We start from the raw sequence: 25,358 nt of genomic DNA, 5'->3' as shown, positions 1-25,358 counted from the left end.
TTCTTCACTAAAAATTAGTAAGATTAACCTATAAGAAAAAAATCACAACCTGTGATAAATTATTGGAGGAAAAATATGTCAAAAGGGAAGAAAATTTTTGCCATTATCTTTGGAATTATCTTGGTTCTATTTCTTGCAGTTGTTGGAATGGGAGCAAAACTTTATTGGGATGTTTCTAAATCAATGGATAAAACCTATGAAACAGTAGAACGATCTAAAAAAAGTCAGGTCAATTTAAACAATAAGGAGCCTTTTTCTGTTTTATTATTAGGGATTGATACAGGCGATGATGGGCGTGTCGAGCAAGGTCGTTCGGATACAACAATTGTTGCAACAGTTAATCCTCGTGACAAGCAAACAACCTTAGTCAGTCTTGCTCGCGATACCTATGTTGATATTCCAGGTCAAGGAAAACAAGATAAATTGAATCACGCCTATGCTTTTGGTGGCGCATCTTTAGCAATGGACACAGTTGAAAACTATTTAAATATACCTATTAATCATTATGTTTCAATTAATATGGCTGGTTTAAAAGAATTAGTCAACGCGGTTGGCGGAATCGAAGTGAACAATAATCTGACTTTTTCTCAAGACGGATATGATTTTACGATTGGTAAAATTTCATTGGATGGTGAACAAGCACTCTCCTATTCAAGAATGCGTTACGAAGATCCTAATGGTGACTACGGCCGCCAAGAACGGCAAAGAAAAGTGATTGAAGGCATCGTCCAAAAAGTCTTAAGTCTTAATAGCGTGAGCAACTATCAAGAAATTTTAACAGCTGTTTCTGATAATATGAAGACAGATTTAAGTTTTGATGACATGAAAAAAATTGCCTTAGATTATCGCAGTGCCTTTGGTAAAGTGAAACAAGACCAACTTCAAGGTACTGGTTTTATGCAAGATGGTGTTTCCTATCAACGTGTGGATGAACAAGAATTAACTCGTGTCCAACAAGAGTTGAAAAATCAATTGAATACAAAATAAAAATAAAACCCACGAGTACTATAAATACTCATGGGTTTTATTTTCTCTTCTATTAACGTTCTTGTTTCACCGCTTCTAAAGCCGCTGTATTAATAATATTCCAAGGTTTGTCAAACGCTGGTTGGAAGAAGAAGTCCGCATAGGCTAAGTCTTCAATCGTCATTTTGGCTTGAATCGCTAATGAAATAGCATTAATGTTTGCAGTTAAATCTGCTTTCGACATTAATTGAGCGCCTAAAATTTGTGTTGTTTCAGGATCATACACTAATTTAAACCAAGCTTTTTGTTTGTCTGGATTAAAGTCCATCAAGTAGTCTTCTACTACTGTCACCGCTTTTGTTTCTTTTCCTAATTTTTGAGCCATGACTTCGTTAATCCCTGTTGAAGCAAATTTATAATCAAAGACGGCCAAGCCAGAAGATCCTTGAACACCAGGGAAAGGTTTAACTGGTTCCTCTAGGTTTTTCACAGCAAAGCGACCTTGTTTACGAGCATTCGTTGCTAAGGCAATATTTACTTCTGTGTCTGCAGGATTGTATTTAATTAACGTAGCATCCCCTACTGCAAATACATCCGGCTCACTTGTCCGCATGTATTCATCCGTCTTGATTAGGCCATTCGGATGTAATTCCAAGGTACCTTTTAACCAAGCAGTGTTTGGACGGACACCAACCGCTACAACGACCAAATCAGCATCGTACGCATTTTTATCTGTAACGACTTTTTGCACACGACCGTCGCCTTCGTAACGTTCAACTGTTTCACCAGTTGCAATGGTAATATTATTAGCTTCCATCTCTTCTGTTAAAACATCTGTAAATTCTTTATCTAGATACACCCCTAATGGACGATCTAAAATATCAATAACGGTAACCTTTTTACCGGCTTTTGCAAATGCTTCGGCAGCTTCAATCCCAATATAACCACTACCAATCACAACCACATTATTGACTTCTGGATCTACTGTTTTTTGTTTTAATTTAATGGCCCATTGACGACCACGCATCAAGTAAATATTATCCAAATCTTTACCTGGAATATCTAATTCAAATGGGACAGCTCCGGGACTGATGATTAATTTATCATAATTTTCAACACGTTCTTCACCTGACACTAAATCTTTCACTGTCACTTGATGTTCTTTTGGTTGAATCGCTGTAATTTCAGTATTAGAAAAGACATTCACACCACGACTCTCCATTTTTTCGCCAGTCATATAGCGAACAGAATTAACATCTTTCACTTTTCCTTCTAGGTACAACTGCATGCCACAAGACAAGAATGAGATAAAATCACCTTTCTCATACCATTGAATTTCTGCATCAGGATGAAGATTTAGTAATTCCTCTACCGCTTCATAACCTCCATGTGATGATCCTAAAACAATAACTTTCATCGCTCGTTCCTCCCATATAATATTATTTCTTACATAATAAAGAATATCATATATTCTCAAAAAATAACAAGTAATATCCTCTTTTCCATTCTCAATTAAGTTCTTTAAATGAGAATAAAAAGGAGTATCCTCTGTATTTCGCCACTTTTCAATTACTTTTTTTATTTACTAAAAAATAAAAAATACTAAATTCTCCGATACGATTGATAGGGACGCCCCACTTTTAAATAGCTATTTTTACTTTCTAAAAGGTTATTTTTTTCTAGAAACAACACATATTTGCGAACAGAAACATGTGAAAGCTGACTCGCTTCTGATAATTCTTGAATCGTAAAATAGTCGGTAAATTCGTCTATTTTTTTTAACAATAATTGTAATGTTGCTTGTGTTAGTCCTTTTTCTAAGGACATGTTTTGAAGATCTTGTTCATTTTTACGTGCGTTTGTCTGTGAAGAATGAAACAATTGGTCCACTTTTGTTTGCGAAAGCTCCTTCGTTTCCAGCGTGAATTGAGCAGCTTTTTTCTGATAGTTTTCGATACTTTGTTGAAATCGCTCAAAAGAAAAGGGTTTAACTAAATAGTCTAAAACGCCTAAATGTAAGCTTCGTTTAACATTTTCTAACTCGTTGGCAGCCGTAATCAGGATAACTTCTGTGTCAATTTTTTCATCTCTAATTGTTGCCAGATAGGTCAAGCCATTGCCATCTTTTAAATGAACATCTAATAAAACAAGTGCTGGTTGTTTTTCTTTCGTTAGTTGTAGACCTTCAGCAATTGTTGCCGCCGTAAAAATAGTCGGTTGGTGAATTAATTTTTCAAGATATTTTTGATGTATATATGCAACCATAGGATCGTCTTCAATAATCAATAGGTTCATTTTCCTCTGCTCCTTCGTAATGAACATTTATGCGAAGGACAAGCCAATTGTTTTGTTGGTTTTCCCAAGTCAATGTCGCTTCCGCATTCTCTAATAATCTTGCCAAATAAGAAGTGAAAAACTCTTGTTCAAAGCGTTCCAGTTGTTCTTTTGGATAAGCAAACGAATAAGTCGTCGTCAAACTTCCTGGCTGATAATCAATGGTTTCAATGATCTCTTCTGGTAACGGTTGTTCCATCAGGAAACGATGAATATAACGGTAGATAGCAATCAAATTTTGCGTATCTTCATCTCGTTTATTTGGTGGAATTTCTGGATAAATTTCAATAGCTAATTGTGTTTTAATTTCTGCAAACTTGATTCTTTCCCCACTTAAAAAACCTGCTAAAATAGGATTCCTAACCAAAATAGCTAAGCGCTGTGCAAATTCCTTTTCTGGTTTCAATAAATCGGCTAGATAATGTTTTAGCGCCTCGTAATCTTCTAAATCGACTAAGCCATAAATGACATGCATCTTATTCATAAATTCGTGTGATTGACTTTGTAATGCCGAAGCATATGTCGTTGTGCTGACAAGCTGTTCTGCGACAATAAACGTTTCCGTCGCATTTTTCAGAAAGATAACATGCCCAATTGTTTTTTTACGGACATTAATCGGGGCGATTGAGACGAAATAATCCTGGCCATTTTGACGATAGAATTGCTCTGTTTTTGAATGTACGACTAATTTTTCAGGAGATAAAACCAATGCTGAAAGTTTCTTTCCTAGTAAATTTTCTTCACTATTTGTTATATTATGATACATTTTAGTCGCCTCAATATTTGCTAATAAAATATTTTGATCGGTATCAATCACAAGGATTGCGTCTTTCGTTTCCTCAAGCATGGCGTTTCGCTCTTCTAATAGACGAGCAATTTCTCTTGGCTCTAAATCGTGAAGTTGTTTTTTTAAATAATAAGAAACCACGATGGCTAATATAAAGCCAAAACCAACACTTAAAAGGACACTCACTGTGTAATCATTTTTTGTTCGTTCAATCAATTGTGAAAGCGAGGTCATTTTAATGCCCATTGCCACAACCCCAATTTGTTTTCCTTGATCATAGACTGGGACAAAACCTCGTAATGATTCTCCTAAACTCCCTTGACTAACAGACAAATGTTCCTCCCCTTTTAATGCTCGCACTTCATCGCCACCTTCAAAATGCTTACCTATTTTTTGGCGATCAGGATGTGTTAAACGAATCCCCTGCATATTCATAATCACGATAAAATCCAACTGATGGATTTCACCTAAACGAACCGTATACGCTTCCAATTCATCTGAATAGTGATCATTCTTTAAGGCTTCAATAACATTCGGTTCAATAGCCAACTGTTCCCCGACGGCTAAAAGTGCTTGCTCTTGGTTTTTACGAACTTCTTTAATTGTTTGGACCGTCGTTACTCCGTAAAAGAAAGTAATCATAATAATTAATGTTGCAATAAAAATCACTGATAAGAAGCACCATAATTTCCCGCCACGCTTCATTCCATCCCTCTTTTCTCTTCAAATAAAGTATAGCATAGGAAGATTTGGTTAAAAAACTTTTCTTTAGTTAAATTAATTAAATAATCTACTCTGCAGAAAACGTTTACATTATGATGAATATAGATTAAAGTTATAGGAGGAAATAGCATGGAAAAGAAATTGCACGCAACAGCTGCTAATGAAACAGATTGGCGCAACAAATTAACCAAAACGAGGATTGGTTCGGTTACGTTACCTGTTTATCTTGTAACAGCTAGCATTATTCTTGTTACGGCTCTATTAGAACAACTACCAGTCAATATGTTAGGTGGTTTTGCCGTAATTTTAACAATGGGTTGGTTACTTGGAACAATTGGTGGAAATATTCCTATTTTGAAACATTTTGGCGGTCCCGCAATTTTATCTTTATTAGTACCATCAATTATGGTCTTTTTCAATTTACTCAACCAAAATGTCTTAGACTCAACAGATATTTTAATGAAACAAGCAAACTTTCTCTATTTCTATATTGCATGTTTGGTCTGTGGAAGTATCCTTGGAATGAACCGCAAAATTTTAGTCCAAGGTTTAATGCGCATGATTGTCCCGATGGCATTAGGAATGATTTTAGCAATGGGTGTTGGGACCCTAGTTGGAACGCTGTTAGGTCTCGGTTGGAAACATAGCCTTTTCTATATTGTCACTCCTGTTTTAGCTGGTGGAATTGGTGAAGGCATTCTTCCTTTATCCCTTGGTTATAGTGCCATTACTGGATTGCCAAGTGAACAATTAGTGGGGCAATTAATTCCCGCAACCATTATTGGTAATTTTTTTGCTATTATGTGTTCTGGTTTACTTAGTCGTTTAGGAGAAAAACGCCCTGAACTTTCTGGACAAGGTCAGTTGATCAAAATTACTAATTCAGATGATTTAAGTGATGCTTTAGAAGAAGACAAAGCACCAATTGATGTAAAATTAATGGGTGCTGGTGTTTTAATTGCGTGTACCTTATTTATTACAGGCGGTTTATTGCAACACTTAACAGGCTTTCCTGGTCCTGTTTTGATGATTGTTGTCGCAGCCTTTTTAAAATACTTAAACGTAGTACCGAAAGAAACCCAACGCGGATCAAAACAGCTTTATAAATTTATCTCTGGCAATTTTACGTTCCCGTTAATGGTCGGCTTAGGTATGTTATATATTCCTTTAAAAGATGTCGTAGGAATGCTTAGCTGGCAATATTTTATTGTGGTAATTAGTGTCGTTTTCACTGTTATTGCTACAGGATTTTCCGTTTCACGCTTCATGAATATGAATCCCGTTGAGGCTGCCATTGTCTCCGCTTGCCAGAGTGGTATGGGTGGGACTGGCGATGTGGCTATTTTAAGTACAGCCAATCGAATGAACTTAATGCCGTTTGCACAAGTTGCGACACGTTTAGGCGGTGCCATTACAGTAATAACAATGACTGCTATTTTTAGAATGCTTTTTTAACTATAAGTGAATTATTTAGGAGGAAAATGATATGTCAACAAAAGATGTAAAAGAATTAGCGATTGAGCAAGCAAAAAAATTTGGGGGAAAATTAGAAGTCTGCCCTAAAGTTCCGATTGAAACAAAAGCAGATTTAGGAATTGCCTACACACCAGGTGTTGCGGCTGTTTCTTCTGCCATACATGAAAAAAAAGAACGCGCTTACGAATTAACGACAAAGAAAAACACCGTCGCCGTTATCAGTGATGGTTCAGCAGTTTTAGGTTTAGGTAACATTGGTCCTGAAGCAGCGATGCCTGTCATGGAAGGAAAAGCTGCATTGTTTAAACGCTTTGCTGGTGTGGATTCGATTCCCCTTGTTTTAGATACACAAGATACTGAAGAAATTATTCAAACGGTGAAATTTTTGGCTCCAACCTTTGGGGGAATTAACTTGGAAGATATCAGCGCTCCTCGTTGTTTTGAAATTGAACAGCGTTTAATCGATGAACTAGATATTCCCGTTTTCCATGATGATCAACACGGGACAGCGATTGTTGTTCTAGCGGCTTTGTACAACAGCTTAAAATTAATCAACAAGAAAATAGAGGACATTCATGTGGTAATCAACGGCGGTGGCTCCGCTGGTCTTTCGATCACAAGAAAATTTTTAGCTGCTGGTGTAAAACATATTATCATTGTTGACCGTGCAGGGATTCTGAGCGAAACAGATACAGCTCTGCCACCACACCACGCAGAAATTGCGAAGCTAACCAATCGGGAACATCGTACTGGTGATTTAGCTACTGCTCTTGAAGGCGCTGATGTCTTTGTTGGTGTTTCAGCACCAGGTGTTTTAAAACCCCAGTGGATTCAACAGATGAATGAGCAGCCAGTTATTTTTGCAATGGCTAACCCAGTTCCTGAAATTTTTCCTGATGAAGCTTTAGCGGCAGGCGCTTATATTGTCGGAACTGGTCGTAGTGACTTTCCGAATCAAATTAATAATGTGTTAGCCTTCCCTGGTATCTTCCGTGGTGCCTTAGATGCTCGGGCGAAAAAGATTACGATTGAAATGCAAATTGCCGCTGCCAAAGGTATTGCAAAATTGATTCCCGATAATGAACTCACGCCGACCAATATTATTCCCGATCCATTCCAAGAAGGAGTCGCAAAAGTCGTCGCCGAAAGCGTCCGTAACGCTGTCAAAGAAACAAATTAAAAAGAGAAAAAAGAACAACCTAACTCCTCTTGAGTTAGGTTGTTCTTTTTAAAATCTGAAACGATAATTCATTATTTAAAACTGATGTTAAACTCTTGCATATCTTTTTCAATATAAGTAAGTAATTTTTTATTTTCAAAGAAACGTGTAAAGTAGTACGCAATACGATAATCTTCAACAGCATCTAGTCCTAGCATTTGTTTATTAAACGCTTTTTCGTATAATAAGCAATCTAAAGAGTAAATAGAACTGTGCGTCCGATTAATTTCGATTCCTTTATCACTTAATTCAATACTCTTTGCATAATCTTTAATTAATGAATAGAATTTTGCGGTATTATAATAAATACGGCATTGCTCTAATGGATAATCTAATTTGAATTCGCTTAGCAATTGTAAAGATTTATCGTAATAAACTTTTGCTTTTTCAATATCATCTTCTAATTCATATAAAATACCGATCGCATTCATACTCAAAATATTATAAATATTAATATCACGACTAATTTCAGAACCACGATGTAAATAGAACAATGCTTCGCTATTATTTTTCTTACCTAATAAACTCGTAATTCCTTTATAATAGAAAAATTTTGTTTCTAAAATTCTGTTTGAACTTTCGATATCATCTGGATAGTCTTTCAACAAATCATAGGCTTCATCGTGCTTAAAGTAAAAGCATAATTCTTCTACTTTATTTAATAAGCTTTCGAGTTTTTTCTCACTAGAACCTTCGATACATTCTTCTACTTGTAAGTCTAAACGTAGACATACAGATGAGAAAATGTCTAAACTGTCACACACATTTTTGTTTTCAATGTTACTAATTGTTGCTTGTGTACAAATTCCTTTTGCCAATTCAGCTTGCGATAATTTTTTCTTTTTACGCGCTGTTTTGATTTTTTCTCCCGCTACTCTCACAGTCAAAACTCCAATCTTTCTATTTTTTTTGTATTAAACATACCATCATTTTACAGATAATGTTATAATGAAGCTATCATAATAAAGGAGGTGAAATATATGTTTGATTTACTTGCTTTATTAACTGGAATTTCAGTTCGTGGCAATGCACCACACCAATAATTACGTGTTTGTTTAACTGAATTTCTGACGGCTCTACCTATGCCAGTAGGTGGAGCCATTTTTTTATTTAATATTATAAAATTAACAGTATTTCCAAAACCTCATACTTAGTATAACACAAATTATAAATTATGCTAGATAGTTGCCAAATTAACGTCATTACAAGGATGTTACGTTTTTACAACATCTTGTAAAACTAGACAATGCTGTCCTTCTTTATCCACCACACTCAATGATAGTGATAGTATCTTATGATAGAAACAACATGTACATTATAACAATTATTATTAAGAAAGCTACTTCTCAATAGGAGAAGTAGCGCTTCTCTCGTTACAGTTTTACTCTTCTTCTTCAGCCATGAATGTATTGAAAACTTCTTCAATCATATCCCATTCAGCGTCTGTTTCGATTTGCTGTAAATCGCCTTCTGTACCTTCTGCGTTTTCCACATATGAGTAAGCTTGCAATTCAACATCTTCATCCTCAGGAATTCCTGCTGGATATAATAAAACATAATTTTTACCGAATTCTTCTTGACCGTCAACAGTTAGTAAGATCTCGTATAATGTTTCATTTCCTTGTTCGTCTACTAAAGTAATGTGTTCATGTCCTTCGTGATCATGATCGTGGTTGTGTTCTGTCATTCTTCTTCTCTCCCTTGATGTATTCAAAGCTCGATAATTATCGGCTATGTGCATCTAAATAATTTTGTAGAATCATTACTGCCGCTAGTTTATCAATGACTTTCTTTCTTTTGGCTCTTGAAGCATCTGCTTGCTCCACCAAGAAACGCTCTGCTTGGACAGTTGTTAATCGTTCATCTTGATAGTCAACAGGTAATTGAAATAATTCTTGAATCTTATCACCATATGCCATGGATGCTTCAGCTCTAGGACCGATGGAATTATTCATGTTTTTCGGTAAACCTACGACAAATTTCGTGACTTCGTATTCTTTCACCAATTCACCTAATCGCTCAAAGCCGAAGTTCTCTTCCTCTTCATTGATGCGAATAATTTCGATGCCTTGCGCTGTCCAACCTAATAAATCACTAACAGCCACACCGACTGTCCGTGAACCTACATCTAGCCCCATGATCCTCATTTGATATCGATTCCGTGGTTCGCTAAGTAATATTTGGTTAATTCTTCCATGATTTCATCACGTTCATGACGACGAATTAAGTTTCGAGCATCTTGATAACGAGGAATGTAAGCCGGGTCCCCAGAAAGTAAATACCCTACTATTTGGTTAATAGGATTGTATCCCTTTTCTTCTAATGCCCGATATACGGTTTCTAACGTTTCACTGATTGCTTTTTTTCGATTATCATCAAAATCAAAGCGTACTGTTTCGTCTGTAAAACCCATTTTACTACACCTCACTTCTACTTTTATACAATTTCATTTTACTAGAAAAGAACCGAAACTACAAACAAAATTTCTTCTCCTTCTCTCTTTTTTGTTATTTCTTAGTCTTTTATTAATAAAGACTCCGCAAAAAAATGACAGCCATCGATAATTTTAAAATTATAAAAATAAATACACAACTTTATAAAACAAGAATAAAACTCTGCTAAATCGCCAGAATATCACCTTTCCCTCCAATTCATTTTGCGAAAAAATCGACGTTTTTCTTTTAAAAACTTTTAAATATCTATGATTAAATAATATCAGCCTTTTAATGTTACAATTCGCTAACAATCTGTTTACGATGTAAATTTTCGATTGCAGCTGTTATTTATTTCCTCTTTTTGGTTCGTTTGTAGTACACTAGAAGAAAATACATAAAGTGAGGCTTGCTCAATGACTCCTGCTCATTTGGATTTACTTTTAGAAACCTGTTTGTTAGCTGGTAAAATTATGATAGAAAGCGATGCAGAAATGTACCGTGTTGAAGATACAATGAGCCGAATTGCGCTTGCTTCTGGCAACTATCGAATGGTTAGCTATGTGACACAAACCGGGTTATTTGTTGGCATAGATGGAACCTCCACGATTCGTATGGTTCAAGTAATGAAACGTGGCATTGATTTAGAAAAAATCTCTCGTGTGAATCAGCTGTCTCGTGCTTATGTGGCTGGTGATTTTTCTTTAGAGGAATTACTGAATAAACTAAAAGTGATAGATAGTGAACACCGACATTTTCCAATTAGCGCACGCATTGTTAGTGCGGCCGTTGTCAGCGCTACAATTATGATTCTTTTTGGTGGTGTCTGGTCCGATTTGTTCTTGACTTTTCTGATTGGTGGTTGCGGCTATAGTCTTTATTATTTTAGTTTAAAGTTTCTCAAGATTAAATTTTTATCTGAATTTTTAGCTTCGCTGTTTATTGGTGCAGCCGCTATTCTTTCAGTCAAATTGGGACTCGGACAATCACAAGATTTAATCATCATTGGTTGTGTCATGCCTTTAGTGCCTGGTGTGCAAATTACCAATGCTCTTCGCGACTTGCTAGCCGGACACTACTTATCGGGTGTTTCTCGTGGGACTGAAGCATTAATGACTTCAGGAATGATTGGTTTTGGTATTGCTTTTGTCTTTCAACTTTTCTATTAAAAGGAGTGACTTACTTGCTAGGAATCGTTTTGGTACAATTTATCTTTAGTTTTTTAGCTTCTGCGGCGTTTGCGATTATTATTAATGTTCCTCGACGATCACTGGTGGCTTGTGGTCTAACTGGTAGTGTAAGCTGGATGCTTTATTGGGTAATCGTTGAAGTTTTTAGTGGAAATGCGGCATTAGGTTCCCTCATCGGTGCTGTCGGTGTTGCGGCAGTAAGCTACCTATTCTCAAAAATATTGAAAATGCCTGTCACGATTTTTAATATTCCTGGTATTGTTCCATTGGTACCTGGTGGCTTAGCTTATCAAGCTGTTCGGAATATCGTAATTGGCAATTATGAAAAAGGTGCCTATTTTACCGTGCAAGCTGTAATGATTGCTGGGGCAATTGCGTTAGGCTTAGTCGTTTCTGAGGTTTTCAATCAGAATATCCGCAGCTTTCGGGAAAAAAGAGAATCTTTGGGTTTTATTCGTCGTAAGCGCAACAAAATTAAAAAATAGACAGCAAAAAAGTTGGTTGCTTCCATTTGATAAGGAAGCAACCAACTTTTTTTAAAAGGAACGATAGACATATTGATTTTTTGGTGCTTGATCTGCTTTGACTTTCTCCACTTGCACAGTTGGTATTTGTCGTTTAAATGGTGGATAATAGGACAACTCAACGGTTCCGGTAATCGTTACCCAATCATTGTTTTGAAATTGAGTATGTTCAGGAAAATGAACCAACAAGCCAAAAACACCAGAATCAGCGACACAATGAATAATCCCAAAACGGAAAACAAATTGGTCAACACTTTCTTCTCGTTTTGAATTATAGACAAAGCCTTTATAAGAAATCCTTTTTCCTGCAAATTGACTTGGATAATTATAGATTAGTTCCATAATTTCCAAATAGTTTTCATCCGTAATTGAAATCACAGATTGGCCATCATATTGTTTCATGGCTTTTGCCATCTGCTTGTCATAATCCGTCTTATTGAAATACATACTTGTATCAGGTTTCAAATATTGCGTTTGCATATCAGGATCCCCTACTGATTCTTTACTTACCGGAAAGTTAAAGCCTTTTGCTTCAACAATTGTTGTGTCTAAACTAACTGTCGGAAATAATAAGCCAACAATCAACGGTAAAGAAAGTAGTAAATAGGCAAGCCCTCTTTGGCTGGGTTTTTCCAAATTATGCTGATGGCCATGATGTTCATGTCCCCCATGATGGTGCATGTCTTCATGTTTTTTTTGCATTGATGGATCTGCTTGGTTCCACAAAATCAATTGGACAATCGCCATAATAAAAGCTAAAACCATTGATAAAACAGCTAAGTAATTATAATGAATATTGATATATTGGTTCAGCTCACCTGAAATTTGAAGATACATCATCAAACCCATATATCCAATTAAAATAATAAATCGTATCATCGATTGTAGGCCTCCTTTCTAAACTACTGCCGCATAAATAGTTACGACAAGCGCCACTATCAAAACAAATTGTACAATGAATGACATTTTAAAATAACGTTTCATCATCAATAAATTTTTAATATCTACCATTGGACCAAAAACTAGGAAGGCGACAATTGGTCCTGTTCCAAACAAACTCAAAAGAGAAGAACCAATAAATGCATCTGCTTCTGAACAAAGTGATAAAGTAGCAGCGATGACTAGCATGACTAGAATCGCTAAAATCTTTGAATGGCCCAGTTGCATAAGTGCACCAGTTGGAATATAGGTTTGCATGATTGCTGCCAACAAGGAACCAAAAATTAAATAACGACCCGTATCAAAAAATTCATCAATACTATGGGTTAACGCTGACCAGCCGTTTTTCCAAAATGAACGAGCTTCATCAACGTGTTCATGCGTATGAGCAACCTGCTCTTCTTTAATCTGCGCCAACTCTTTTTCTGTTAAAATTGATTCTTTTCGAAAATAAGCTAACCAAATGCCGATAACCCACGCGACAATCATACTGCCTAAAACTCGCCAAATCACAAATTTTGTTGCGCCACTAAAGGCTACGTATGTTGAGAATAGCACAATTGGATTAATGATTGGTGCCGTCAACATAAAAGCAAAAGCGGTATGTGTTGGTACATCTTTTTTAACAAATTGATGCACAATGGGTACAATCCCGCATTCACAAGAAGGGAAGAAAAACCCTAGGAAACTCCCTACACAAATTGATAAAAATTTATTTTTAGGTAACACTTTTTTTACTCGTTCTGGTGTTAAAAAAACATGTAAAGCGCCTGAAATCAAGCAACCTAACATGACAAAAGGCAATGCTTCGATAATAATCGAAAGAAAAATAGTGCTCATTTGTAAAACAGAGTTTGGTAAAAATTGAAACATTATAGACCTCCCACTAGTAAAAATCTAGTTAACTATACTCCTAACACCAGACAAACACAAGTATTTGTCAAAAAATTAACTAAGAGTTTAAAAATATTATCACCGATGTCTCTGTCAAACCAGCTGGATAAAAGAACAAAAAATGAGCATGGGACAAAAATCACTTTGGATTTTTGCTCCACGCTCAAAAACTGATAAACCACCATTATTCTAAATTTGAAATAACTCTGAGGCTGAATCGGGGTCTGTATCATATACCTTAAATGCTTCACCGACGCCTAAATCCTTTTGCTTCAAAGTAGACTCCATGGCCATTCGCGCATGAAGTTTCGTATTATTTTCTTTGCTAAGATGACCTAAATAAATGCGTTTTGTTTTATCACCTAATACATCCGCCATCACAAGAGCACCATCATCATTGGATAAATGGCCTTTATCTCCTAAAATCCGTTGTTTAAGACTCCATGGATAAGGTCCTGCTCGCAAAATTTCAATTTCATGATTGCTTTCGACTAAATAAGCATCTGCATTTTCAATCGTACCACGAATATGATCGCTACAATAACCTGTATCCGTTAGAACAACAAAGGAACGATTATTGCGATGAAAACGATAAAATTGAGGCGCAATCGCATCATGTGAGACACCAAAACTTTCAATGTCCATATCTCCCAAGGTCAAAACTTTGCCCATTTCAAAAATATGTTTTTGAGCGACATCGACTTTGCCAATCATGGGATCCATCGCTTGCCACGTTTTTTCATTAGCATAAACATCTAACTTATATTTTCGCGCTAACACGCCAACGCCGTGAATGTGATCCCGATGTTCATGTGTAACTAAAATCGCATCTAAATCTTCTGGTTTGCGATTGACTTCTGCTAACAGTGAAGTGATTTTTTTGCCACTTAAACCCGCATCTACTAATACTTTCTTTTGGTTGGTTTCAATAAAAAGGGAATTGCCTGTACTGCCACTGGCAAGAACACTGATATTAAAAGCAAACTCTGAATCCATTTAAAACTCTTCCCTTCTACATTACAACATTAACGTGTTTCATTATACAACGGACCTTAATGTTTTTCCACCTTTGGCACAGTATTATTTGTGATGATGGTATTACTTACGGCATTCACCTGTTCAATTTCAACTGAATCTTCACCAGTAGAAATTCCTACAAACCAGACTGGAACGTATACATTTTTCTCACGAATTTTATAAATTCTTGAATAGGCCAATTTAATGAATGTTATTTTGGAATTACTAGGAATCCGGTTATTCATATAGAGCGTGTCTATCGCATCACGATTGGAATATAAATCCGTTTTGTCTCGTAACTCTTCAATATTTTCAATGTGCGTTTGCGAATATTTACTAATTTTCCATAATTCACCTGACGTATCTGCTAAAATACTTAATTTTGCCGTGTCGTCTCTAAAGGGAATTCCTTTATATGATTGTGCAGCCACAATTTCTGCCGTCGGCTCTTTTAAATGAGAAAATTCTGGTAAGTATTGATATTCGTCTCCGAATAATAAAGCATTTTTTTCATTTAAGAAGGTACTTAAATCTTTATCAATTTTCTTAGGATCAATAAAATAGTTTTTACTAGGTACACTCGTTAAAGTATTATCCGCAATTTGCAGCCCATTTCTCAAAAAGTTTTTATTCTTTTCACGTTGGATTTTTAAAGCAGCAGAAAAATTGGTTTGTTCGCCACTTAAATAATAGCCTTCCAATCGTTCTGAAGAAAGTGTCCCTTTATACGAGATGTTATCTTTTTCCAACCGACTTTCAATCGATTCTGTTTGGCTGGAAGAAGAGACGTTGCTCTCCTCTTGTTGACCTTCCCGATAAATTCCAAATAAAAAGATATTTAATCCTAAAAATGCTAAGAAGAAAATCCACTCAATTCGTTTAAAATCCATTAGCCCACCTCCAAGCTTGGTAATTGTTTTACCAAGTCCGTTGCAGTGTACCAATTGTTGTTATAAAGGACATACCATTCCGGACTTAAATCAACGACTTGTTTGACTTCTTCAATTGTCTGCCACGTATAACCGATAACAGCCGATTGGATTTTTTCCTTTTTAGCACCAGCCGTTTCTAAACGCTTAATCAATTTTTCCGTGCTTTCCAGCGTCACTTCTTCTTCTGAAGGAATCGGCACTTGGATTGTATTCACACTTGTGTTAATGGTTACGCTTGGTGCAGCACCATCGTTGTTCGTGATGCGAATATCCACTTGGCCTTTTAAATCATTACTGAACACTGGGAAACCTTCCACAAAAGTCCGATAATTGACACTATCTTTCGTTCGATCAAAGTAACGTAAATTCCCCATATTGGTTCCTAAACGTTTTACATAAGAAAAGCTTTGATTATAGATTGAGTCCCGTTTATTCTCTTCTGGCAAGGTCCCTTTAAAATCGATTTTCCCCAGTTTTTCTTCTGCAAACAATCGTTCTTCTTTACTCGTATAGGTTAAGTCTTGACTGTCTTCATTGGTTTGGATATCTTCCGTTTCATTGAAAAAAGCATTCCTAAAACGAGTAACTGGTTGCGAAGCTAAGATATAACTGTACTTTTTCAACTTCATATCATTGGTTAAATAACATTGCCCTTGTTTGGTTAGCGTATTTTCGGAAACGTCTTGATATTGTAATCCCTCTTTATTGATAATTCCCATTAAGCGCGCCTTATTGACAGTCATAGGTGCTTCATAGACGTTGGCTTGATCATAATCTAAAAAACGTATCTTATTTTCGTTAAAATCCAATTGAATTTTCGTAAAATACTGGTCCGTCAACTCATTAAAGTTAGTAAAATTAATGGATAGATTATAAATCGAAGCATAGTCCGAGATTAAAAAGGGACCTTGATAAAGAAGTTCAATGCCTTGTTCCATTTGGTTGTAGCGCTTAAGTTGCTCTGCATTTTTTGTCACAACTTGTGTCAATTTACCAAACGTAGCCATTTTAATATCATTTTGAACATTACTAATTAATGTTTCACGATTACTTTGCATCGCTTTTCCATCAGTTATTCGAATCAATTGCAAAGGTAAATAGACATCGCCAATGGCTTTTTCATTGACAGCTGTTGTGACTTGGCTTCCCGACTTCATTTCTGGTATTTTTTTGGCAGAATTCAGCCAGATATTGACTGAAAAATATATACTTAAAATGACCATCAAAATCAAGCCAATTCTTGTAATCCATTCTGATAATTTCATCATTCCCACCAATCCTCTTCATAAGGTTCATATGGTAGTGAAATATAGAAAGTCGATCCTTCACCTTCTGTACTTTCCACCCAAATACTCCCGTTATGGGCCCGAATTACTTCTTTAGAAATTGCTAAACCTAAACCAGTCCCACCTTGTGCTCGCGCACGTGCTTTATCCACACGATAAAAACGTTCGAAGACTTTCCCGAGATCTTTTTTAGGGATGCCCAAACCTTGGTCCGAGATACTAAAGACGACATTATTATGTGTTTCAACTAGTCGGCAGGTAATGACGCCGCCATCTGGCGAATACTTAATCGCATTGTTCAAAATGTTGTCTAAAACCTGAATTACTTTGTCTGTATCTAATTCTACCCATAAATCGCGTTTAGTAAATTCACGGCGAATTTTGTAATTTTTTTGCTCATTTTCAATCATCATATCAAAGCGATCCAAGACAAAATTAATCAATTCGTTAAAATTCACATATTCTAATTGAAGATGTGTATTCCCAGAGTCCATCCGAGATAAATTTAACAAATCATTAATCATACGAATCATCCGGTCGGTTTCTTCTAACGTGACTTTTAAGAAATTCGGCGCAATCTCAGGGTTTTCCCAAGCTCCTTCACTTAAAGCCTCTATATAACTACGCATACTTGTCAAAGGCGTTCGCAACTCATGAGAAACATTGGAAACAAATTCCCGTCTTTCCCGTTCGTTTTTTTCCTGTTCTGTGACGTCATGCAGTACGCAAACTAAGCCAGTAATAAATCCTGATTCCCGACGAATCATCGTAAAGTCTACCCGGATAATCATTTGGTCTTCTTCACGATCAGACGTTGAGCGATCAATCAGCAGTTCATCTGGCTCTTCTAACAGCTTCCGCAATGTGTAATCTTCTTCAATATCTAACAACTCTAATAACGAGGTCCCAATCACATTTTCATTTTTTACATTTAATAATGAAAGGGCCATCTCATTAATCGTAATCACCTTTCCGCGGCGATCCGTCGCAATGACACCATCTGTCATATGCGTTAAGACACTATCTAAACGATTTCTTTCTGCTTCCATTGTTTCTTGTGCTTCTTCAATCCGTTCTGATAATTGATTAAATGTTTCTGCTAATTGGCCTAATTCATCTTTTCCATGGACTTCTACTTTTCCAGCGTAATCACCACGAGCGATTCGAATGGCTTGCTCGCGCATTTCACCAATCGGCTTCGTGATTGATCGTGCAATCAGTAAGGTCACAATAATCGAGATTGCTGCGGCAATAATAGAAGCAGTGAAAAAGATACTTGCTGTGTTGGTAATTTCTTGGTATTTATTTTCTAAATTACTTTTCACATAAAGGACACCAATCACTGTTTCCCCAGTAGGCGATTGAATCGGCTGAACATTCACATACACGCGTTTATCATTATCTAAAGCTTGATATTTTTTACTCGTAAAGTCATTTAAATCACGATAATCATTCTTTTTCCCAATAATATTTTGTTGATTTAAATCATTGGTTGCCCGAATAATCCCTTTATCATCGACAATTCTCGCTTCAGAAATATCTGCATTTGAAAAATCAGATAACGCTTTTTTTAAATTTGCATCAACATCACTACGTTCGAGATCTTTGTTGCTCATCTGCGTACTTAACGTATTTGACAATTGGACAACTTGGGAATCCATATTTTTCTTAAAATCGGAAATTGTAGTGGCTTCCAATTCACGAATGAAATAGCCACCAATGATTTGAATCGCAATCAGTAACAGCAGAATAAATGATAAAGCAATCTTAAAATTAACAGATTGAAAAAAGTGAACTTTTTTCTTCATACCTGATTACTCCTGTTCAGGATTTCTTAGATAATAACCAACCCCACGACGAGTAACTAAATACGTTGGATGACTTGGACTATCTTCAATTTTTTCTCTTAAACGACGTACGGTTACGTCCACTGTCCGCACATCCCCAAAATAATCATAACCCCAAACGGTTTGTAATAAATGTTCACGAGTCATCACTTGTCCGATATGTTTTGCTAAGTAATAAAGTAACTCAAATTCACGGTGGGTTAATTCAATTTTTTCACCCCGTTTTGAGACCATGTATGCATCAGGATGAATGGTTAAATCACCAATCGTTAATTCAGATTGTGTTGTCACCTCGGCTTCTTTCGCATTGGTTGCACCTCGCCGTAAATTGGCTTTGACACGAGCAACTAATTCACGATTTGAAAATGGTTTCGTTACATAGTCATCGGCTCCTAATTCCAATCCTAAAACCTTATCAATTTCAGAATCTTTTGCAGTCACCATAATGATTGGCATATCATGTGTTTTGCGCACTTCTCGCGCGACTTCTAAGCCATCCATTTTAGGGAGCATTAAGTCTAAAATAATTAAGTCTGGTTCCACTTCTTCCACTTTTTCAAGTGCTTCTTCTCCATCATAAGCAGTAAATACTTCATATCCTTCTTTAACCAAATTATATTTAACGATCTCTGAAATTGGCTTCTCGTCATCAACTACTAAAATTTTCTTCACAAAGAGACACCTCTTTTTCCTTCTAATCTTATTTGATACTTTCCTATTATACCTTATTTTGATGATGTTTTCATCTTTAGCTAAAAATGCGCCTTCAGGTTCTCCTAGTATAACAAAAAAAGAATCTCTGACAACAATTGACGCTTGTTATCAAAGATTCTTCTTCCGCTAATCTATTCTTCCGTATCTAAGATGAATTTTGCTACAAGAGCGGCTAATAATCCACCAATTAATGGCGCAACGATAAAAATCCACAACTCAGATAACGCTGAACCACCCGCAAAAACGGCTGGCGCGATGCTACGAGCTGGGTTGACAGAAGTTCCTGTCAAAGGAATACCGACTAAGTGAATCATTGTTAGTGTTAACCCAATTACGATTCCTGCTAATGAAGCATTGCCTTTCTTAGCACTTGTAACTGTCATGACAACTAAAACAAAAATAAATGTTAAAATAATTTCGACTGTCAATGCACCAGCAACACTTAATTCCCCTACGCCATTTTGACCTAAGTTCTCAATACTTTTACCAGCACCTTTTAGAATGCTTAATAATGCAAATGAGGCAATCAAGCCACCAACAATTTGTCCCACTACATAGTAGATTAGTTCCATTGTTGTTATTCGTTTATTAAGCCACATTCCTATAGAAACAGCTGGGTTTAGATGTGCACCTGAAATTGTGCCAATACTATAGGCAGCAGCAACGATTGTTAACCCAAATGCTAAGGCAATCCCCGTTGTTCCAATCCCTTCCATACCATTTCCTAGAACGGCTGTTCCTGTCCCAAAAAAGACAAGAATAAATGTTCCTAAACATTCTGCTATTGCTTTTTTCACAAAAAATTCCCCCTTTGTAGACAAATTGTAACACATTCGTGAAATTTTCAATATAATTTTCGTTGTTTTTTCAGTAAAATGATATTTCTATGAAAAAGAGAAATCTTAAATGAAAAATCCCCTCAAAAAAATTTGAGGAGATTTTTCATTTAATTAATCATTTAATAACTGTATACCAACACCTAAAAGTCCTGGTCCTGTATGAACAACTAATGCCGGACTAATCGTTCCAAAGTAAATTTCTTCTGCTTGTGGAAAAGCCGCTTTCAAGCGTTCCATCATTGCTTTTGCTTCTTCCTCTGCCGCACCGTGAGCGACTGCCAAACGAAAACGGGGTGCCTCGCCTATAAAGTTCTTCACCAACTCAAACGTTTTATCAAGACTTTTTTTACGGCCGCGAGACTTAGCCACCGTATAGTAAATGCCTTCTTCATTACAAGAAATAATGGGGTTTAATTTTAGCGCATTCCCTAAAATAGAAGTGACTAAACCAATTCGTCCACCTTTTTGTAGATATTCTAAAGTGGCTACATTAAAAAATACTTTTGCGTTGGCTACTTCTTCTGTTAATTTTTGTTGTAATTCTTGCCATCCTAATCCTGTTTCAATTAATTCTGCTGCTCGAATCGCTTGAATGCCAGCCCCGATACCAATGTTCTTTGTATCTAAAACAAATACATCTAGTCCTTCGGTTTGTTCTCCAAGCAAGCGAACCACATTATACGTTCCACTTAAACCACTAGAAATGGTCACCGCTAAGACTTTTTCGTAACCCGCTTCTTTAATTTTGTCAAAAATAGCTTGGATTGTTGCACCATCTGGTAATGAAGTACTAGGGATTTCTTTCTCTAAACGTTGATACACTTCTTCTGGTGTAATATCTACCTTATCTGTATAGGTTTTTTCAGGATAAATAATCTGTAAAGGCAAGACATACATGCCGTATTGTTTGACTAATGCCTCTGGAACATCTGTCCCAGAATCAACCAGTAGTGCGATCTTTTCTTTATTCATGTGTCATCTCATCCATTTCTTTTAAGTATTCTTGTTCCAATTCAATCACTTTTTCACTAAACATTTTAGTAGCAAAAGACATTGTCGCTGCTTTTACAGCCAAATATTCAATCCCCATAGGTTCTTGTGATTTGGCCTGAACTTCTTTTTCTTGCGCTTGAGCAGCAATCACATAAATCGCTCGTTCCTGTTCTTGACAAAATAAATTGTACGCTTCACGAATACCAACCGTAGCTCCTTGGAATAAAATGCCTTGCTTAATTTCTGGCAATGTTAACACTTGTTTCAACAACGTAATCGCAATTAAAAACGCTAAATGCTTTTGATTGTAGCGCTTTTTCACTGGGGCCGGGATTAACCCGTGTTTGACATAATTATTAACCATCGATGACGTTAACAAAGTATGTTTTTCCAGTGTAATCAATGGGGATAAGTATTTTTCTATCAGAGTAATCACTTGATCCATATATAATTCAATATCTGGTAACTCATGCCATCTTGGCAAATGAACGTTTTCCAATTGTTGGCCCCAATCTTGTAGTGATTTTTCTATCTCGTCCATAAAAACCCTCCTAACCATTTCTAAAAAAGAATATCATACTTTTGACAATTATTCAATCTAGTTTTTAAAACTAGATTTAATAAAAAAGAAAAGCGAGCAATTTTGGAATTGTTCACTTTTCTCTCTTTATTTTTTTAAAGAACGTTTTCCGATTAAAATACCTATCAAAAACAGGCCTTCTAATAAAACAAAAAACAAGATAAAACAATGCATAAAGTAAGCTTCAGGTAAGGCATTGATAATCGGATCAGTCAGCGGATTAAATAACCAAGCATCGTTGTTAAAAAATAATCCATGAAACGCAATAAAAAATTGATCAAAGCCAATCAGCATGAAAAAGCCAAAAAGCACAGGCAAAAACATTCCCCACTGAAATGGCCGTATCAATGTCCATAAACGCTGATTTTTTACCAAATATTTTAAATAAAGGACACTAGGCATCAACGTAACTAGTAATACGCCATAGCACAATAAAAACAATTTTTTCACTTCATAAAAATGAAAAGCCGCGCTATCAGACATTGGAAAATCAGGAAATACTAATGTTTTTTCAAAAGGATTGTTTAAGTACATCATTAAATGATCGTAATTTTTAATCAAGGTCACACGATCAACCTCTACGTCTTTTAAAATATTTAAGTGTTGGATATCAAAAAGATACAATGGACGAAAATTAATCGTGATCGTGATACTTAAAGCCACAATCGTTAAAAACAAACAAATGAGTCCAAGCGTTTCCCTTAAACGCAATTTCGACCTCATCATACTCAAAAAGTCCATTCATCTAAGGAATCAACAACATAGGTTGGTGGCGTTGGCAAAGTTGGAACAGCTGACTTAGGGGTAAAACCTGATGTAACTAACAAGCTATCAATACCATTTTGAATCCCTGATTGAATATCGGTTTCATAATTATCTCCAACCATAATTACTTGCTCTTTTTCCACGCCTAAATGCGCAATCGCTCGTTCCATGATAATCGCTTTTGGTTTGCCAATATAAACTGGTTTTGTTTGAGTAGCTGTCTCCACAAACGTCACAACTGAACCTGCACCAGGTAATAAGCCTCTTTCTGTCGGAATGTTCTTATCTGGATTGGTCCCAATAAACAACGCCCCTTTTTGAATGGCTAAGGTAGCTAAAACCACTTTTTCGTAAGATAATTCTGTATCAAGTCCCACGACAACATAATCAGGATTTGTTTCATCCCATTCAAAACCTGCTTCTAAAATTAAGTCAATTAAACCAGCCTCGCCGATGACAAAGACTTTCTTGCCTCGATTGGTTTCTTTCATGTAATCAATCGTCGCTAAAGTCGCTGTATAAACAAGGGATGCTGGGACATGAATATCAAATTCATTTGCTAAACGTTGTGCCACTGTTTCAGGAGATTTAGTGGTATTATTCGTTACAAATAAAAAAGGCAAATCTTTTTCCTGTAACTGCTCGACAAAACGTTTTCCGGCTGGAATTGGTTCTTTTCCTAAATAAATCGTTCCATCTAAATCAATTAAATATCCTTGATAGTCTTTTTTCACTCTGTTTACTCCTCACGTTGACGAATCGTAAAGCCTTTGCCAGATTTTTTGGAACTAGGCTGTTTGGGTGTAGTCGTTTTTTTATTTTCTTCTTTTCGCGTACGAATCACTGGCTTGCTATTTTTATTAGCGGGCGCACTCTTTTCCTCGACAAACGCGTTAGAACGATTATTCTTTTTATGGCGACGACGACGATGCGTTGTTTTTTCTTTACGTTCCCCTGTTCGTTCAATTACAAAATAGGCACAGCCAAAATTACAATATTCATACAAATAGTCTTCTAGTGTATCAATGCGTTGATCCGGCGCTGCCCGACGATTAGAAGTATCAAAAAAGCCACGCAAGCGTAACTGTTCATAGCCCCAGTCTCCTACGATATAATCATAACGCGCTAATACTTCACTAAATCGTTCACCTAAGCGTTCAGGATCAAAGGCATCACGATGATTTTTAACAATTCGGTACTCTCTTTCACCAATTTGAATATCTGTTTCATTCACAATGGTGACAATTTCCCCTTTTTTCTTTTCTTTTACAGGTTCTTCTTTTATTTCTTCAAGAACTGCTGTTAGTTCTTCTGTAAAGGTTGCAGCAGTTTCTGTTTCTTTTTTTTCGGTTGTCTTTTTGTCTGTCATTTTTTCACCACCTAGTTTTTATTATACCTTGTTTTTATTTGATTGGATAGTGGGCATGCAGATAGTTCGCCACGACAGTTCTTAAAACGTCTGGAAATAAAAATTCGACTTCTCCAACTAACTCAATCGTTGGGAAAAACGGAACAAATTGAAAGTGATCCACTGTTGTCAGCGTATACTTCTGCTCTGGCTGAATAGGTTTCCCTTGCCAAAAAACGGTCTGGCTATTTTGCTCAAAACGAATCCCATCATAACATAATTCGCCAAAAATTTTCCCGCGGAAGCCCATCCCGCGAATCGGAAATTTCCGCAGAAATTGACGACTTTTTTCCATTTCACGAATCAAGCGGCTCATGTCTGACCCTTTCAAGGTAACCTTGATTAAATGCATTGGATGAGGCAAGGCCTCATGTAATTGGTCTGCATTGATTATTCCTTCTGGTAAATCTGCTAAAAATAACCCGTTGTTCAACACAGCCGCTTCGGTCTGCCCCGCTTCTTTTAACGCCTTCAAGGCAACAGTTATAAAGGCATGCGGTTGCCGTAAGTCCGTTGACAAGGTTTCAGGGATTTGTGCAATTTGCTGCGCTTGCAATAGTCGATGACCTTCCGTTAAGTAACCCGCAATTTCCTTGGCCTCAGTTGCTTGCTCTTCTAAACTTGCTGTTTCAATCGTTTTCGCATAACTTGTGACTTGCTTCGTGTCGGCATCCACAAACAGATGCACTTCACCAATATACTGTCCATATTTGCCAGCAGCTGCTAGTTGCACATGATTAATTTTTTCCCCATCTTTAAATAAATGATGTGTATGGGAACCTAAGATCACTTGAATTTCAGGATAATTCGCCGCAATCATAAAATCAGTATCTATCCCCAAGTGACTAAGCAAAATGAGAACATCACATTGAGGCGCAACTTCTGTAATCAGTTGAGGAAGGACTGCTTCCACTTGTTTGATTGTCCAGCCATTGGGATTATACGTTAAAGGAAATGGTGCGGTTAAGCCAATAAACCCTAACTTCGTGCCTTCTTTAGTTGTCATAATTTTATATGCTTGACAAAAATCTGGTAACGTTTGGGTTTTTGGATCTTCTAAATTAGCTAAGACCACTTCAAATGTTGCCTGATCATATAAATGCTCTAATTGTTTCTTTGAATTGCCGATTCCTTCATTATTTCCAATTGTAACCAGGTCATACGCTAATGTATTCATTATAGCTACATTTGCTCGACCATCTGTTGCTTCGGTCAAAGGATGACACCGATCTGAAAAGTCACCTAAATCAATGGTTACGACTGTTTTGCCCTCTTTTTGGTACAGCGAACGTTTGGCTTTAACCAGACGCCGTATTTTGGGCCAATTTTCAAAGTGAGAATGAAGATCATTGGTATGGAACAACACAATCTCTTCCACTAAAATCGCCTCCTTTATTCAGCGCTCTGATTAATAGTACCATATTTATAGAAGAAAGTTACAAAAAAGAACAGATGACTTTAGAAGAATTTCTCCTAAAATCACCTGCTTTTAT

At 36.5% G+C, this 25,358-nt stretch carries 26 protein-coding genes; 5 read left to right on the top strand and 21 right to left on the bottom strand.

Going from position 1 to position 25,358, the window contains the following annotated elements; translation table 11 throughout:
- Window positions 1–75: 75 nt before the first annotated feature.
- Window positions 76–987 carry an LCP family protein gene (locus tag IGK03_RS05345; protein WP_002385983.1) on the top strand — a complete coding sequence of 304 codons (912 nt, stop codon included), beginning with the start codon at window positions 76–78 and terminating at the stop codon, window positions 985–987.
- A gap of 52 nt (window positions 988–1,039) precedes the next feature.
- On the opposite strand, the gene IGK03_RS05340 is transcribed toward IGK03_RS05345, so the two are convergent.
- From IGK03_RS05340 to IGK03_RS05330, 3 genes are all read right to left on the bottom strand, one after another.
- Window positions 1,040–2,383, bottom strand: coding sequence for an NADH peroxidase (locus tag IGK03_RS05340; RefSeq protein WP_002357926.1), 1,344 nt, complete (start codon window positions 2,381–2,383; stop codon window positions 1,040–1,042).
- Window positions 2,384–2,568: 185 nt separating this feature from the next.
- Window positions 2,569–3,261, bottom strand: a complete 693-nt coding sequence (locus IGK03_RS05335) for a response regulator (RefSeq protein WP_010713498.1) — start codon at window positions 3,259–3,261, stop codon at window positions 2,569–2,571.
- A complete protein-coding gene (locus tag IGK03_RS05330; protein ID WP_002371305.1) occupies window positions 3,242–4,792 on the bottom strand; it encodes a Spo0B domain-containing protein in 1,551 nt (516 codons plus the stop codon). Before IGK03_RS05330 ends, IGK03_RS05335 begins: the two co-directional genes overlap by 20 nt.
- A gap of 147 nt (window positions 4,793–4,939) precedes the next feature.
- On the opposite strand from IGK03_RS05330, the gene IGK03_RS05325 reads away from it, so the two are divergent.
- Window positions 4,940–6,265, top strand: coding sequence for a 2-hydroxycarboxylate transporter family protein (locus tag IGK03_RS05325; RefSeq protein WP_016617210.1), 1,326 nt, complete (start codon window positions 4,940–4,942; stop codon window positions 6,263–6,265).
- Window positions 6,266–6,296: 31 nt separating this feature from the next.
- A complete protein-coding gene (locus IGK03_RS05320; protein ID WP_033921766.1) occupies window positions 6,297–7,466 on the top strand; it encodes an NAD(P)-dependent malic enzyme in 1,170 nt (389 codons plus the stop codon).
- Between the two features lie 71 nt (window positions 7,467–7,537).
- Here the strand turns inward: IGK03_RS05320 and IGK03_RS05315 are convergent, their stop codons facing one another.
- From IGK03_RS05315 to ireB, 4 genes are all read right to left on the bottom strand, one after another.
- Complete coding sequence (locus IGK03_RS05315) at window positions 7,538–8,386, bottom strand: helix-turn-helix domain-containing protein (protein WP_002385984.1); 849 nt, start codon at window positions 8,384–8,386, stop codon at window positions 7,538–7,540.
- A gap of 500 nt (window positions 8,387–8,886) precedes the next feature.
- On the bottom strand, window positions 8,887–9,192 hold the full coding sequence (locus IGK03_RS05310; protein WP_002357933.1) for a DUF1292 domain-containing protein: 306 nt from the start codon (window positions 9,190–9,192) through the stop codon (window positions 8,887–8,889).
- Window positions 9,193–9,229: 37 nt separating this feature from the next.
- Window positions 9,230–9,652, bottom strand: coding sequence for a Holliday junction resolvase RuvX (gene ruvX, locus IGK03_RS05305; protein ID WP_002357936.1), 423 nt, complete (start codon window positions 9,650–9,652; stop codon window positions 9,230–9,232).
- A complete protein-coding gene (gene ireB / locus IGK03_RS05300; protein WP_002357937.1) occupies window positions 9,649–9,918 on the bottom strand; it encodes a regulatory phosphoprotein IreB in 270 nt (89 codons plus the stop codon). Before ireB ends, ruvX begins: the two co-directional genes overlap by 4 nt.
- A gap of 435 nt (window positions 9,919–10,353) precedes the next feature.
- Here ireB and IGK03_RS05295 point away from each other — a divergent pair, with 435 nt between their 5' ends.
- Window positions 10,354–11,106: a threonine/serine exporter family protein gene (locus IGK03_RS05295; protein WP_002357938.1), complete on the top strand. Its 753-nt coding sequence runs from the start codon at window positions 10,354–10,356 to the stop codon at window positions 11,104–11,106.
- 5 nt (window positions 11,107–11,111) lie between these two features.
- A complete protein-coding gene (locus IGK03_RS05290; RefSeq protein ID WP_025188862.1) occupies window positions 11,112–11,612 on the top strand; it encodes a threonine/serine exporter family protein in 501 nt (166 codons plus the stop codon).
- A gap of 51 nt (window positions 11,613–11,663) precedes the next feature.
- On the opposite strand, the gene IGK03_RS05285 is transcribed toward IGK03_RS05290, so the two are convergent.
- The 14 genes from IGK03_RS05285 to IGK03_RS05220 form a co-directional block, all read right to left on the bottom strand.
- Window positions 11,664–12,530 carry a TIGR03943 family putative permease subunit gene (locus IGK03_RS05285; protein ID WP_002382171.1) on the bottom strand — a complete coding sequence of 289 codons (867 nt, stop codon included), beginning with the start codon at window positions 12,528–12,530 and terminating at the stop codon, window positions 11,664–11,666.
- 18 nt (window positions 12,531–12,548) lie between these two features.
- A complete protein-coding gene (locus IGK03_RS05280; RefSeq protein WP_002357942.1) occupies window positions 12,549–13,463 on the bottom strand; it encodes a permease in 915 nt (304 codons plus the stop codon).
- A 210-nt stretch (window positions 13,464–13,673) separates the two neighbouring features.
- Complete coding sequence (locus IGK03_RS05275) at window positions 13,674–14,480, bottom strand: MBL fold metallo-hydrolase (protein WP_002357943.1); 807 nt, start codon at window positions 14,478–14,480, stop codon at window positions 13,674–13,676.
- Between the two features lie 56 nt (window positions 14,481–14,536).
- The gene (locus IGK03_RS05270) at window positions 14,537–15,391 is read right to left on the bottom strand and encodes a two-component system regulatory protein YycI (protein ID WP_002365516.1); all 855 of its coding nucleotides are present in this window, start codon (window positions 15,389–15,391) and stop codon (window positions 14,537–14,539) included.
- On the bottom strand, window positions 15,391–16,701 hold the full coding sequence (locus IGK03_RS05265) for a YycH family regulatory protein (protein WP_002385989.1): 1,311 nt from the start codon (window positions 16,699–16,701) through the stop codon (window positions 15,391–15,393). The genes IGK03_RS05270 and IGK03_RS05265 overlap by 1 nt, the downstream gene beginning before the upstream one ends.
- Entirely contained in the window at window positions 16,698–18,527 is a 1,830-nt protein-coding gene (gene walK, locus IGK03_RS05260) for a cell wall metabolism sensor histidine kinase WalK (RefSeq protein ID WP_002357946.1), read from the bottom strand. Before walK ends, IGK03_RS05265 begins: the two co-directional genes overlap by 4 nt.
- A gap of 6 nt (window positions 18,528–18,533) precedes the next feature.
- Complete coding sequence (yycF, locus tag IGK03_RS05255; RefSeq protein WP_002357947.1) at window positions 18,534–19,238, bottom strand: response regulator YycF; 705 nt, start codon at window positions 19,236–19,238, stop codon at window positions 18,534–18,536.
- A gap of 173 nt (window positions 19,239–19,411) precedes the next feature.
- Window positions 19,412–20,113, bottom strand: a complete 702-nt coding sequence (locus IGK03_RS05250) for an MIP/aquaporin family protein (protein WP_052133323.1) — start codon at window positions 20,111–20,113, stop codon at window positions 19,412–19,414.
- 117 nt (window positions 20,114–20,230) lie between these two features.
- Entirely contained in the window at window positions 20,231–21,091 is an 861-nt protein-coding gene (locus tag IGK03_RS05245; protein WP_010823595.1) for a DegV family protein, read from the bottom strand.
- On the bottom strand, window positions 21,084–21,653 hold the full coding sequence (locus tag IGK03_RS05240) for a DUF1836 domain-containing protein (protein WP_002361647.1): 570 nt from the start codon (window positions 21,651–21,653) through the stop codon (window positions 21,084–21,086). Before IGK03_RS05240 ends, IGK03_RS05245 begins: the two co-directional genes overlap by 8 nt.
- Before the next feature lie 126 nt (window positions 21,654–21,779).
- The gene (locus tag IGK03_RS05235; RefSeq protein WP_002396099.1) at window positions 21,780–22,433 is read right to left on the bottom strand and encodes a TIGR01906 family membrane protein; all 654 of its coding nucleotides are present in this window, start codon (window positions 22,431–22,433) and stop codon (window positions 21,780–21,782) included.
- A complete protein-coding gene (locus tag IGK03_RS05230; protein WP_002357953.1) occupies window positions 22,421–23,191 on the bottom strand; it encodes a TIGR01457 family HAD-type hydrolase in 771 nt (256 codons plus the stop codon). The genes IGK03_RS05235 and IGK03_RS05230 overlap by 13 nt, the downstream gene beginning before the upstream one ends.
- A 5-nt stretch (window positions 23,192–23,196) precedes the next feature.
- Complete coding sequence (locus IGK03_RS05225; RefSeq protein WP_002377795.1) at window positions 23,197–23,826, bottom strand: YutD family protein; 630 nt, start codon at window positions 23,824–23,826, stop codon at window positions 23,197–23,199.
- A 34-nt stretch (window positions 23,827–23,860) separates the two neighbouring features.
- The gene (locus IGK03_RS05220) at window positions 23,861–25,243 is read right to left on the bottom strand and encodes a bifunctional metallophosphatase/5'-nucleotidase (RefSeq protein ID WP_202334800.1); all 1,383 of its coding nucleotides are present in this window, start codon (window positions 25,241–25,243) and stop codon (window positions 23,861–23,863) included.
- Window positions 25,244–25,358 lie beyond the last annotated feature (115 nt).

This window comes from Enterococcus sp. DIV2453a, from assembly GCF_050533535.1.
GTDB classification, from domain to species: domain Bacteria; phylum Bacillota; class Bacilli; order Lactobacillales; family Enterococcaceae; genus Enterococcus; species Enterococcus faecalis.
The sequence above is the reverse complement of the archived record's forward strand: the minus strand, read 5'-3'. Positions and strand labels throughout refer to the sequence as shown.